Origin of the sequence: Belliella marina, from assembly GCF_042682445.1 — a bacterium.
In the GTDB taxonomy this organism is placed as follows: domain Bacteria; phylum Bacteroidota; class Bacteroidia; order Cytophagales; family Cyclobacteriaceae; genus Belliella; species Belliella marina.
Genome location: NZ_JBHUHR010000045.1, coordinates 401,248 through 415,625, shown reverse-complemented (window position 1 = coordinate 415,625; position 14,378 = coordinate 401,248). Strand labels below are relative to the sequence as shown.

Here is a 14,378-nt window from a genome sequence, read left to right as displayed (position 1 = left end):
ATTGAAGTCACTTATTGGAAAGACCTCTTCGTCCTATTCTTGATGAAAATTTCTAAATCCGGATGAAACATATTTTTACACAAATTGAAAGTCAATTCTAAATGGATAATCGCCCTTCACCAGAAGGGATCTAACTTCAGAATTCTGCGCTTACCACTTCAAGCAATTGTCGGTGAAGAATTGCCAATAAATTGATATCTAGTTTGTTTTTTTTCAAGGTGTGGCCTGTCACTGTGGATGAACCAAACCATTTAAATATATTTCTAGGTTGCTGTATCCGTCTGGGTTGATACGTTTGCCGTCCTCTGGGTCATTTGGATCCAAGCCATTTGCCAATTCCCAGTGATCAGGTATACCGTCACGGTCAGTGTCTATGGGAGCTTTTCCTCCTTTTACTGTCCCGGGGCCTTTGGTAGGGAGTTCCATTTCATCATGGATGGTCTTACCCAATGTCCCCAATGATGTCAGGTCTCGGATCAGGTTTTTGTCTACCTCATCCCTTTGAAGGGATGCCCCTACATGCTCCACCACAAGCTGATAGGCCTGATCTGGGGCTTTGACATTAATATGGGGGTAGTCAAAAGGTTTTTCTTCCCAAGTGACAGCCCCGTAGACGATTTTTGAAATAGGTTCACCATCCAAAATCCCATTTCTGTTGGCATCATACCAGTTGTTTTTGGAATATAAATGGAAGTTTTCGTTTGCCCTGCTGAAGGGTGGGGTATGGCCACTTTCCGGTCCGGCTATAAAGTAGTTGCCTTCTACATTCGCTTTGGAAATACCTTTTGAAAATCCGCCTAAAATATACCCGGCAACAGCCCAGTTGTAGACCACATTATTGACAAACTGATTGAGCCCTTTTACTTTAGGGTTTCTTGTGTGGTTGTTGATATACAGGCAGTTGAGGATGGATACGCCTCCAGTAGACTGTACCAGCCCTCCGGTCGAGTGGGTCTGTAGACCATGCCCAATGATAGAATGTTGCAAGGTGACATTGCTGACATCGCCATTCAGATCAAAGGTTCCGTCCTTGCCCCATGATATGGAAACATGATCGAAGATCATATCTTTTCCATGTGCTATTCCAATAGCATCCTTGTCTTTTTCCCCGATTTTACCCATTCTATAGCGAATAAACCGCGTGATAGTATTGTTGGCATCGGAGTAGGAGACACCATTGCCGTATACTGTAATCCCTTCTCCCGGCGCAGTCTGCCCCGCTATAGTGATATTGGGTGATACGACTATACGGTTTTTGATTTCAATCACTCCTCCAACTTCAAATACAACTGTTCTGTTGGGTTGGCTTACAGCATCCCGGAAAGATCCAGGGCCGCTGTCGTTAAGATTGGTTACATGATAGACTTCAGCCCCTCTACCTCCAGTGGCAAACCTACCAAACCCTTCTGCTCCGGGAAAGGCAAGTTGCTGGGTGGAAGCTTCATGGAATAAGCAAATCCCGGCGGCGGCCATTATACTATATTTGAGGCATGTTGATTTGATTCTTTTTAAAATTGGTTCAAGCATGAGTTGTAACTTTGTATTGTCCAGTGAGGGACTCCCCATTCAGCCGAAACATTTTAAGGGGAGTCCTTGTATGGGAGGTTGGTTTAGTTCTATTCGTTTGTCAGAGAAAGATCGTATTTGACAAACCAGTTATTTTGATCCATCAATGTGTTTCTGACATTAGATTGCATTCCTGGAGAGTACTTGGCACTGACCCTGTCAGCCAGAATGGAAGGTGCATTCCAACGTTTGGCAATACGGATCATGGCGAAATATGACTTGGCTTCACCGGCCGTCTCCATGCAGTATTCCTCCAAAATCAGTTCGTCCAGTCTGCGTTTATAAGTTTGGATGTCATCATTGGTTTCAAGATTTTCTTTTGAAAGTCCTTCTGGGTAAACAGGTTGTAGGTTCACTCTTCTTCTGACTCCCCAATTTCTGTTGATCACAGAGTTATACACCTCATTGTCCAAAGGGTATTTGAGGTTTCCTGCATATTTGGAAAGGTATTCTTGTACCCCATCATTCAAAAATGCCTCTGCTTCGGCAAAGTGTCCCAAATTATTGAGTGCTTCTGCCAGGAATAAATGTATTTCGGCTGCCCTATAGATGACTATATGGACATTGTTTCTGTAGATCATTTCGGAAGACTCCCTATCCCTGGAAAACTTGCGGACTACCCAGTCTCCATTTTGCATCATGTAGGTATAGTTGTTCCCCCGGAAGTTGTCCCCGATAGTGATCCCGTCCAGTCTTACTTGGCGTTCAAATCGGGACATGGAAACTTCTGTAGGTTTTACATAATGCACAGAAGGGTGGGTATTGGAAAAATACCTGATCAATCGGTTTGTCTGGTTTCTTTCGTAATCAAAAGGCACGATGTTGATCAGCTCCCTGGTTTTGGTGATGGGGTCTCTATGGAAAAACTGGACCCATTCGGCATTGTAGTCGTCATTGCCAATCTTATACCTGCCACCACCATTGTCATATATAAGTTGCATGCTCATATCCACAACTCTTTGGTAGTTTCCTCCCCATAAGTTCAACTCGATCAATAGAGGCTCTGGGGAAGGGCAGATCATATTCCAAGTCAGATCTTGGGCAGAGGTGGCAACTCCCGGAAACAGCAGGTTGGTCCATATCAACACTTGCTTGCCATCAATCCCAGCAGTACCTACGTCCATCAACTCCATCAATTTCGGAATTAACTCATCCAAAGATAGGACTGGGAATTTGCTCAGATCTGTCAATGTGGCCAAGGGGGCATCAAAATATACTGCTTCACCGTAAATTTTCCCCAACATAAGGTAAGCCCAAACTTTGAATCTGATGGCGCCACTGATTAATGGCACAAACACAGCGTTGTCTACTGCCCTAGGATTGCCATCTCTGTATTCCAATGCCTTGGCGATATAGTCATTTGCATTGATGATGACATCATAATAGCCTTTTGGGTTTGCATAGGCGTTTCCATTGAGGTCGTTGAGGTTATAGATGTCCCATAGCTCTTGGGGAGCATTGGGGGTAGGTTCCAGAAAATCACTTTTTAGCTCAGTCAGGAATATGGCTTGGTCAGCCACTACTTGCATTTTCGCAGCAATCCCCATGTATCCTGAATAAAGTTCATTGGTGTTGCCTATGTAGTCTTTGTTGTCCAATATATCATTGGTGATCGGGTCAAAGTAAGAATCACACCGGGTGAAAGTTCCGGTTATGGCCATTAATATGATTAACCTATATATTTTGTTCATCGTGTTCATCATTTAAAATAGTACATTAAAACCCACCTTGAATGTCCTTGGAAGCGCCAGGTTTCCATAGTCAAAACCCAGCATCATTGGGTCATAGGAGAATGCCGTTACCGGATCCAGACCCAGGTATTTACTGAAGGTGAATAGGTTTTCTCCTGAGATGTAAATGTTGGCTCCTTCCATCATTTTAAACCTGGAGTTTTGAAGCTGGTAGTTGAATGTCAGATTACTCATCCTTAGGAAGGAAGCATCTTCGATCCACCTGTCGGAAAAGCGGCTGTTCTGCATGGGATCACCAAACATGGCTTGGGGCATGTTGGTAACCTGACCGTCGGTTTGCCATCTTCTTTCCACGGCTGTGGATTGGTTCTGGAATCCACTCATTGATTCCAAATCCCTTCTTACGGCATTGTAGGCTTGGTTGCCAATGCTGTAGTTGAAATGGGCAGTCAGGGTCAACATTTTATACCTTACATGGGTATAAAATCCACCGAAGAAGTCGGGCAAAGCATTGCCAATGACAGTTCTGTCATTTTCATCAATACGCCCATCTTGGTTGAGGTCCACAAACCGGATGTCACCGGCACTGAACGCATCCCCTTTGTAATCGACCAAGTTTAAACTTTCCGCTTCTTCTTGGCTAGCAATCACCCCATTGGTCTGAAAGCCATAGAAACTGTATGGTGCATGGCCTACTTTAGTGATCAAAACAGCACCATCATCAAATCCTGCCTTGATCTTACCAGAGCCTCCCAGACTTTCCACAACATTTCTATTCCTATTGATAGAACCACCTATACTTAAGCTGTAATCTCTGTTTTCTATCAATGTAGCCTGGATTCCGAGTTCTATGCCTTTGTTGCTGATCTGGCCGGAATTGACAAATATCCTATCGGTCCCATATACTGGGGATACCGGCTGGGGAAGGATTACATCCTTGGAAAGTGTGTTGTACGCATCTACAGTTACCATCAACCGGTTGTTGAGGATGCCTGCTTCCACTCCAAGCTCTTGGGTGTAATTTTTTTCCCATTGCAGGGAAGTGTTTGCGACATTTCCGCGGACGATACCTGCCAGTTGCCTGTAAATCTGGCTTGTATAATATTGCCGGCTCAGATTGGATGAAAATCGGCTATTGCCCGTGATGGAATATCCCCCCCTGAAGTTTAAGCTGCTGATCTGGTTGACATTCTTTAACCAATCTGTGTTTTTTATCCTCCATGTAAGTGCTGCACCGGGGAAAAATCCATATCGGCTGGTCTCTGCTCCAGTAGACGAGGCGCCATCTGCCGAAGCATAAAAGGAGCCTACCAATTGGTTGTTGAAATCATAATTGGCATAGCCATAGATACTCATCCAGTTCCACTTTTCTATGTATCCCCAGAATGACCTTCCTGCAAAATCCACATAGCTAAGGGTACGGTAGAAATCCGAGCTGGTATTCCTACCAATTCCCGCATCAAACTCTTGGCTATTCAAAATCCCCTGATATCCAATTCCCGCATCCAATTTGTCCCTTCCCAAATCCTTGTTGTACTGTAAATTGACATTGTAATAAGTATTGAAAACCTGACCTGTTCCCGCCCTGGCTGTGTTGAGGGCTACTCCATCCTCCAAAGGCACAATGCTTCTTGAGGTCCTGCCTGGGATAAATGCAGACTGCCTGTTGTATCCTGCATAGTATCCAAATACTCCCGTTGCCTTCCAATTTTGGTTTAATTGGTAGTGGAGACCAGTATTCAGGAATAAATCATAGGCATCGGAAATCATGTTGGTAGTGTGCAACAAGGCCAGCGGATTGCTGACGCCAAACTGCCTAACCACATCATAAGTAGGAAGTTCATTGTTGAATTCATCCTTTCTAAAGGGACTTAGGATTGGCGCTTTGCCGGATGCGGCGAGTAGGGGATTGGTAGCTTGTAACATCCCCTGCTCATGCAGACTGCTATTTGAGTAGCTCAATCCCATGGAAGCAAACAGTTCGAGGTCTTTGGTGAGGTTGACATTGGCATTCAGTCGGGTACTGTAGCGGGTCATTCGGGAATTTTGATAGGTTCCACCTTGGTTCAATACCCCCACCGAAAGGTCATATTTGGCGATTGCATCACCACCTTTGATTCTCAAGGTGTTGTCGGTGACGAATGATGGGCTGTAAAGTAAAGATTGCCAATCGGTATCGTTGTTGTAAAGGAAATTGTAATAGTAGTCTGGGTCGTCTCTTAAGAATGGAAACAGTTCCAGCATTTCTCCCATATCAGCATATCTTGTCAATCCCACATTTCCGATATAACTCTTGAAACCATCTACACCTAGGACAGGTAGGTTTCTGGGGTTGGTTGCTATTCCGTACTGACCGGAGAACTCAATTTTAGTTTCCAAGTCCGTTGCTTCGGATGTTTCGATCAATAACACCCCATTGGAACCCAAGGAGCCGTACATGGCAGTTTCGGGACCTTTCAGTAGCCGGATGTTTTGGACATCATTGACATTGATGGCATTGAATACGCTTCTTGAATAACCCCCGATCACTGCGGAATTATTCATATCAGGCAAGTAAGGGATTCCGTTGATGACAATCAATGGGGAATTTTCACCAGTCATAGACCGTATTCCCCTCAAGTTTATCACAGAACCCTCTCCAGGCATACCGCTTTTGTTGATAACGTTCAGGCCAGGGAAAACACCTTGGATAACATCCTCTACATAAAGTGCCCCCTGACGGAAATTGCCCTTCACCATCACGTCCTGATTTTGTGCAAATCTTGGATCTGCCATGGCTTGCACATCTTTGTGGTTCAGCCTGTCTTCAGGTACCAGATCTATGAACAGTCTGTCTCTACCCAAAATCGGCACTTCCCTTTCAAAAAAACCGGGAGCCCACACTTTGATCTCCCCATTCAGGTTTTCTACGGCAATTGTAAATTCTCCATTCGCATCTGTCTGAACTGTTTTGTCATTGTTTTTGACGGATATCACAGCCCCTGCTACTGGGTTTCCCTTGGATGTACCCACTACCTTTCCGGACAGCTCATGAGCTTGCTGTGCGTTGGATTCAATGTAGAAGCCCAATACAAGAAGCTGTACTATCAATAATTTAGAAATTCTCATCATATCATTTTTTTATTCTTGAATCCAGCTTTGTCGGACAAAGCCGGACATGAAATATCAACCACTTAGTAATTGTTCTGGGTAGGGATGAGGGCCCAGTGGTAAAGCTTCAGCTCCTCGGCATTCCCAAGCCCATGCCGGGCAAACTCTATCCTGATTTTGAAGCTCCTCACTTCGTCTCCTTCAATGTTCACAACATTCACCAATCCTCCCCAGCCATTCCATCTGGTACCGGATACCGTATTGGTCGCACGGTCATAATTCCATGGAGTAGCTGGTTCTACATTCAGCTCAGAGGCTACCCGTTTGCCATCTATGTATACATTGATGTAAGGGTGGTTTCTGGATTGAAATCCCATGTATAGGTTGTATTCGCCCGGGGGTACTTCTACTTCAATGGCTGTAGTAGTACCATCCGGATTGGTAGCCAACATTACTGGGGTAAAATCCACCGCTACAGGACTACCGGGGATGTTGCCACCGAATACCCTCAAGATGGTATAGGCCCCTGATACGTTGATCGTAGGAAAGGAATAATTATCAGTCACCTGGGTGACTATGTTCGTGGCATTATGGAAGGTGAACAGCTCTTCTTTCTTCTCGTCCGGAACAAAATCATAATAATGGAAGAGCTGTTTGATCATGGCGATATGGACATTGTTCGGGATTTTCAGAAAAGTCACATCATAAACCCTTCCATTGCTCATCCTTTTGTATTGGGGGTTGACGCCCTGAACTGTGGTCTTCCAAAGTCTTCCAAAAGCAGATTGTATATCTTCTTCCATGCCATAATTATCCACCACCTGATTGTAAAACAAGGCATGTTTGATCCAATTGTAGGCTACCAAAGTATCTTCTTTTGTGAACTCTTTGCCAAATTGCGCATAAAGCTCCCCTAAGTTTTGGAAACATTCCTCTATCACTTGGTTGCTAGGGACAAACATGGTCACTTGCGAAAATTCAGATTTGAAATCCACTTGCTCAAAAATTGGATTTCGAATGACAAAAGCTGAATCATAGATGGTGTTGCCAGACTGGTCTACTCCCAGCGGTATGCTGTTGTCCACATCGAAAAGCGTATCGTTCATGGCAAATATGGTGTCCCTGATGATAGAGTAATCATCTTCAAGATTGAACAGGTATTCATAAATACTCTCATCGGGGATCATCAATTCTGAAATCTCATGGATTACCCCATTCTTACAGAATTGGTTGCCCTCGGTAATGGTGGCGTCGGCTACTTTTACGATGCCTCCAGATTGACTTTCTACCGGGATGTATTTTCCGTTTAATGATCTCAACCGCAAGCCACTCTTGAGCTTGCCCATGTCATAGCTCAGGTTGTTTACATGGTATTTCATGACATAGGCTTCATCCAAATCAAGTCCCACCAAGACATCCATATCCGAGTTTTTCACTGCCCAGACTGATAGGTACTGATCTCGCTCCAATTCCCTGGCTACTCCTGTTCGTTCCAGTGCTTCGACAAATTTCGAATACTCTGGATTTGTCCTTAAATATTCCAGCAAATTGAGGGGGGACACTACCATGGTAATGTCACTGTTTTCCTGCATTCCATAATGCTCATCCCAGGTTTCAGAACATGCCCAAAATCCAATAAGGGATAATATGATTAGGTATTTTAAATTTTTCATGGTTATTAAAGGTTAGTCAACAGGTTCGAACATTACATAATCCAAAGTAAGCAGCCTTCCATCGATGGCTACAATCCTGAAAGTATGACTGGTGGTTTCGTCAAATGAAAAACTGCTTGAAAGCTGTCTTTCCAATCTCCGGTCTTCTCTGGAATTCGAATTGACAAATTGGCTTCCCAACCTTCTGCCATCGATAGAGCACTGGAGAATTCCGGTGTTGGTTGATGTTCTTGGACTTATATACACCAGCACAACCCTGTAGCTTCCTTTGATCAATACAGGGGTTTCCATTTCGATCCAACCTGATGGACCCAATTCCAGTCTTAAATGATCGTGATTCAATGCATCTCTATACCAGATGCCATCCGCACCCCTGTTATTTCTATAGGATACGGCGTTGCCCTTGTATTCAGGGACTGTCCTCCAAGTATAAGAACTTAACTCCCCTTGGTTGATTACCTTGGTGTAGGTAGATCCCAAGCTTGGGTTTTGGAACTGTGTGCAGATAGCCGCAAGATCAGGGTAATCAGTAAATTCCCAGATGACTGTAACCCTAGGTGGAGTGAACAATGGCATCCAGTTGTCCATTTCATGGATCACCCCATTTTTACAGTTGACATTGCTTTGTGTAAAATTCACTCCCTTTTCTTCTTCTCGATTATAGTTTACCACCAGAGAACCTCCGATATCGCTGAGGTTGAGCAATTCGTTGCTTGCCTTAGTATTGATGTTCATGGTGCTTTCTCCCTCAGGGAATCTGGCCAAATCGGTATAAGATCTCACTTGGTCCAGAATATGGTAGGCAACATACTTGTGTAAGGGATTGTCCATTGAATTGAAATCATCACTTTCTACACCCAGGGCTGACTTTAGGTCATCTATATTTTGGATTCCTTCGAGTGCAAACACTTCATTGGATACCGCAAACAATGTGAACCTATACCTTACTTCTATTGGGTTTCCGGAAGCATCAGTCGCATCAAAATATACAGTGTTCAGGTCCCCACTATAACCAGTCAGCCTTACCGCTTCGTGAAAAATGGAAAACCTGTCCTCTGTCAACCTATCCAAGATAGTCTCCCTTACAGGAACCAATACATCCTCCAATACATGTACAACTCCATTGGTGGCATTGACATCCAACTGGACTATTCTGGCTGTACCATTGACATAGATCGCATTCAGTCCACCTTCCCTGAATTCTATGGAAAGATTGTCGTCTGTAGCATTGACATCATTGATGGTACCGCTTTCAAACTGGCTTTGGTCAAATCTGACCTTATGGATAGTATGGTACTTGATTAGGTATTGTGCATCATCTTTGGCAATATCTGTCACCTTTTGCAACCCATTGTTTTGCAAGTATCGTTTGACCCCATCATTGTTGGGGACAAAGAAAGTGTAGGTGGTGTTCAGGTTATAGGTATTGAACAGGTCTGCATGCTCCATCAATTCTACCCAAAGGGAAAAATTCTGCGGATCCTGTCTCAGCATCGTCGCCATAGGTAGCTCTTCAAAGGCTGTAAAGGTGGAGTCGGCGTATGGGTCTTGGCAGGATGGCGCCCATAAACCCAGTCCGATCATTAAGAAGAGGCAGAGGTTTTTGAATATATCATCTCGAATATTTTTCATGATTCAGATCAATTTAGATTTTCGTAATATGGGTTTTGGACAAGTTTGGTATTCACGATCAGTTCGCTGTTGTGAATAGGTAGGAAATGACTGTCCTCATTGAGCAGTTTGGAACGGATTATAGGAGCCGAACTTGCCGGAGCACTGATCAGGACTTGCCCGATCAGGTAATCTTTATACCTATATCCGTCTCTTTTTCCGACCCTAAGCAGGTCGTACCATCTTTTTCCTTCTCCCAAAAATTCGCGTCCCCTTTCATCCATGACTATCGATAACATCTCCAATTCGGTACCTCCTTGCGCCAAGGGTTGGGAAATCCCTGCACGGGAGCGAACCCTGGTGACCATTTCCATGGCATCTTCATAGGAACCCGGTCCCTTCATGACATAGGCTTCAGCTTTCATCAGGTAGATGTCAGCCATCCTATAAATGATCCAATTCTGGTCGCTGTTGGTACGTGGGACTCCAGTTCCTGCTTCTGCTCCTAGGTATTTCCAAACCCTGAAATTGTTTTCGGTATAGCTGGCTCCGACTCCCCTGATATCTTCACTGGAGCTTTCATACAAAAAGACTGCGTGTTGGGATGCTACATAGTTGAAATTGGTGCCAAACCAGGATAGCAGGCTATTGGTCTGGTTTCTTGCAAAATCAAACTGTAGTTCAAAAATGCTTTCGTTGCTGTTGCCAGGGTTGAAAATGGTGTACCAGTTGTTTCTGTTGTTGACGACTCCGTCGATCAATCCGACCCTGCCCGAGTTGATCACCATATCACAGGCTTCTATTGCTTTGTCGTATTCCCCTGTCCATAGGTACACGTCAGCCAAAGCAGCATAGATAGCCCATTTTGTTGATCTACCCTTGGTTTCCCAGATACTTGGAGCAATCTCTTTGCTGAATTCAATGGCATTGACCAAGTCCATTTTGATCTGGTGGAGAATATCGTTCTCGGGTGATTTCTCCACTTCAAAAGGCTCTCTGTCATCCATGTAAGGTTTCAAGACCAATGGTACATCCCTGAAGTTTCTCACCAAGTAGAAGTAGGACAAAGCCCTGAGAAAATAAGCTTCCGATATGAAAGACTTCATGATTGGCTCGCTAAATGAAGGGTCTCTGTCTACAACCGCCGGTGCATATTCGATCACCATATTGGCGTCGTTGATCACTTGGTAGAAGCGCTCCCATTTTACCAGGTCATTGTTCGGGATAATGTCCCATACTGCAAATCGCTGTAAATCGACATTGAAAAAACCACCCAAGCCGATGGTGTTGCCCCTTAGCTCTCCCCAAACCAACATGTTTTGAAGTGCGCTTCTGAGATGGACATATCCAGCACCCAGTACTGCCTCGACTTCTTCTTTATCAGCCCAATATTCATCACTGACTTGGTCGTTTTCCGGCTGTATGGAAAGCCATCCATCACATGAGCTGAATATACTCATCATGGCAGTGAATAGGATTAAATATCTCTTTTTCATCTTTTTTCAATTAAAAGTTCAAGTTTATACCCAAGGCATACCTTCTTGGCCGTGGTGTGCTCGCATTGTCCACGCTCAGCATATAGATGTTGCTGGATAATGGCACTTCGGGATCTTGTCCAGTATATTTGGTCCAGGTGAACACATCTTGAACTGTCATGAATATATCCATCCTTTCCATTTTGAATTTGTCTAGGATGTTTTTTGGCAAGGTGTATTTCAGGGAGATCATTTTCAGTCTCACAAAAGAGCCGTCTTCTACAAACCGGTCGGAACCAAGGTAGTTGTACCCTTCGCCAAAAAGGGCTCTTGGGATTTCCGTATCATCCCCCTCATGTCTCCATCTCCTCAGTACAGCAGTACTTTGGTTGCCGGTCCCTCTCATGTTTTCTGTATCGATTCTGGTTCTGTTGACTACCATCTGACCCAATCGGCCATGTAAAAAGGTGCTCAGCATCCAGCCCTTGTACCTGAGATTGAACCCACCGCCAGTGGTCAGCATTGGCATAGCGTTGCCCAAGTACACGATATCATACTGGTCTATCACACCATCCCCATTTACGTCTTCATACTTGGCATCTCCAGGGAAAACTTTACGGTTTCCATTTTGGTAAAATACCGGTTCGCCGTTGATGTCATATATCAAGTTTCCATTGATGTCGCGGGCATAGGTTTCTTCGGCATTCTGATATACACCATGATAGCGGTATCCATAGAATGACCCAATGGGGTTGCCTTCGACGATCTTGTGTGCAAAATTCCCATTGTTAAACTGGTAGTTTTCAAACTGCATGTTGTCGGGAAGTTCGATGACCTCGTTTCGGTTTCTGGACATATTGAAGTTGATTGCAAAACCATAATCCTTTGTCCTGACGATGTCATAGTTGAGCATGATTTCCCAACCTCTGTTGTAAACCCTTCCGGAATTGTAAAACCTTACATCGGAAAATCCTGTAGTTGAAGGGAGTTTTACATCTTTCTGCAAGAGATCAGAAGTCTCCCTGTCATATATTTCAGCAGATAGGTAAAACTTACCGTTCAATAAACTTAGATCAACACCAATATTGCTCTGGGTGATAGTCTCCCAACGCAAATTATCGAGCTGCATGCTCGCCGGGGAGATGGCAATCATATCCATGTATCCGGGGGTGATGGGGGTGAATGTGCCTATGTAGGGAAATGCACCTCCAGGAGCATTGCCACTTTTGCCCCAAGAACCTCTCAACTTACCCATGTCAATCCCGCTCAGATCCTTGAAAAATCCTTCATCACCAAAGTGCCACGCTACACCGATAGATGGAAATCCAGCCCATCTTTGGGTTACACCTAGACTGGAATTGGCCTCCCAGCGATAGCCTCCCGAAATAATGTATTTCTCGTTGAAGGTGTAATGGGCGTTGGTGATCAAGCCGATTCTTCTGGTCATGGAGTTGTTGGATCCCATTCCGGTGACAGCACCGCCAGATGCCGGATCGCTCAGGGAAGAAGAAGCGTTGCCACTGGTATGGCTGGCATAGCTAAAATTCCTCCCTTCATTTGTCTGAAGCAATGCACTTAGGATGATGTTGTTTTTGGAATTCAGTTCTTTATTGTAGATGAACTTGTTTTCGGTATTGATATAGAGCTGGTCAGATATCAAGTCTGAACTCATGTTGAAATAAGGGTCTGTCCACAATACTCCAGTGACTGATTGGGGCAAAAACTTTTTGTTTTTGTTCGTCCGGGCATCAAAACCAACTGTGCCTGTATATTGCAGATCCGGATTGATATCATAGATCAGCCTAAAAACAACCCTGGCATTGTCCGCCAAAGTCCTGTTTTCCGATTCTCGGACCATTGCCACAGGATTGTATGTTTTGTTGTTGATAAAAGAACCCTGGAAATTTTCCAATGGAGTGAAATACTCTGAAGTTCTGTTGCCATTGGCATCCAAAACATAAGGGCTCATATTAGGCATCCGCGACATGGCCAAGCCTCTCGGTGAAGCAAGTCTGTTTTCTGTCCAACTGCTTTGCCTCTCACTTTGGGAATAAGACATGTCTGCATTGACTCTCAGTCTGTTGGAGAATCTGTAATTCATACTGACCAGGGAGTTGAATCTGTTGAAGGAAGTACCCATAGTGGTACCTACATCATGGAGATAGCCCAAGGAAACCCTGTAGGTAGCTTTGTCACCACCACCACTTAGGGAGAAAGAATTGTCTGAAAAATACCCCAATTGGGTCACTTCATCAATCCAATTGACATCCTGGTTATATTCGTCAAAATATGCCCATTCCGGATCAAAGTTGATCTCCTTGGTCTCATACAGTAAGTTGGTATAATTCAAGCCTGCAGCATAGCCAATGTCATTGATGGAATTCCAAACCCCATCCTGGATCAAACTCACATATTGTGCTCCATTCAACATGGGGATAGGGGCTGCCTCTCGCTTCACGTCCATTTTGGAGGAAAAAGAAAACCTTGTTTTTCCTTTGGTTCCCTTTTTCGTCGTAAATACCAAGACCCCATTGGCACCCTGAGATCCCCAGATGGCAGTAGCTGCTGCATCTTTCAATACTTCTATGGATTCGATGTCATTGGGGGAGATGTTGACCAGGGCTCCCAAGTCTTCGTCATTGGCAGTGGCAAAGTTGAAATCATCCGTAATATTGGTAGGGAAGGGAATCCCGTCAATGACGATCAGAGGCTCTACGTTGGCGTTCAGTGAAGATGTCCCCCTGATTCGGATCGAACTTCTGGATCCAGGATCGGCACCTGCTATGATGTCCACGTTAGCCATTCTCCCCTGAAGTCCCGATTCAAGGGAAACCATTGGGACGTCTTCAATCTCCTTGATGCTGAATTTTTGGGAAGAAGAGACTTGTTGTCTTTCTGAAACTCCCAATGAGTTGACTTCGATTTTTTTGGCGACTACTTCTGCAGAGCCAAATTCAAAAGAATCTTCCTTCAGGGTTATGACCAGGTTAGACTGGTTGCCATATTTTACTTTTTGGGTAACAAAACCGATGTAAGAAAAAACGATGGTCAAATCGTCTTGTCTGGGCACTTCCAACCGGAATGTACCGTTTGCATTGGAAGCCACCCCAGCCAAGTTTCTGCTTTGGTTGTTTTCCACAAATATGCTCGCACCTATCAACGGTTCTCCGTTGACATCTTGAACTTTTCCCGTCAAAACTGTAGATTGGGCATAGAGTTGGCTGAAAGCCAATGCCAAAATACATGTAAGTGTATAGTGTATTTTCATAAAA

Annotated in this window: 7 protein-coding genes; all 7 read right to left on the bottom strand. The window is 44.4% G+C overall.

The genetic code is table 11. From position 1 onward, the window contains the following. Positions 1-228: 228 nt before the first annotated feature. A complete protein-coding gene (locus ACFSKL_RS18700; RefSeq protein WP_376888268.1) occupies positions 229-1,473 on the bottom strand; it encodes a pectate lyase in 1,245 nt (414 codons plus the stop codon). Between the two features lie 143 nt (positions 1,474-1,616). Beyond that, a complete protein-coding gene (locus tag ACFSKL_RS18695; protein WP_376888266.1) occupies positions 1,617-3,257 on the bottom strand; it encodes a RagB/SusD family nutrient uptake outer membrane protein in 1,641 nt (546 codons plus the stop codon). Positions 3,258-3,269: 12 nt separating this feature from the next. Then, positions 3,270-6,368, bottom strand: a complete 3,099-nt coding sequence (locus ACFSKL_RS18690; protein ID WP_376888264.1) for a SusC/RagA family TonB-linked outer membrane protein — start codon at positions 6,366-6,368, stop codon at positions 3,270-3,272. A 62-nt stretch (positions 6,369-6,430) separates the two neighbouring features. Continuing rightward, positions 6,431-8,020: a fasciclin domain-containing protein gene (locus ACFSKL_RS18685; protein WP_376888262.1), complete on the bottom strand. Its 1,590-nt coding sequence runs from the start codon at positions 8,018-8,020 to the stop codon at positions 6,431-6,433. A 12-nt stretch (positions 8,021-8,032) separates the two neighbouring features. After that, positions 8,033-9,652 carry a fasciclin domain-containing protein gene (locus ACFSKL_RS18680; RefSeq protein ID WP_376888260.1) on the bottom strand — a complete coding sequence of 540 codons (1,620 nt, stop codon included), beginning with the start codon at positions 9,650-9,652 and terminating at the stop codon, positions 8,033-8,035. A gap of 8 nt (positions 9,653-9,660) precedes the next feature. Further along, the gene (locus ACFSKL_RS18675; RefSeq protein ID WP_376888258.1) at positions 9,661-11,127 is read right to left on the bottom strand and encodes a RagB/SusD family nutrient uptake outer membrane protein; all 1,467 of its coding nucleotides are present in this window, start codon (positions 11,125-11,127) and stop codon (positions 9,661-9,663) included. A gap of 10 nt (positions 11,128-11,137) precedes the next feature. Then, complete coding sequence (locus ACFSKL_RS18670; RefSeq protein WP_376888256.1) at positions 11,138-14,374, bottom strand: SusC/RagA family TonB-linked outer membrane protein; 3,237 nt, start codon at positions 14,372-14,374, stop codon at positions 11,138-11,140. Positions 14,375-14,378: the final 4 nt, after the last annotated feature.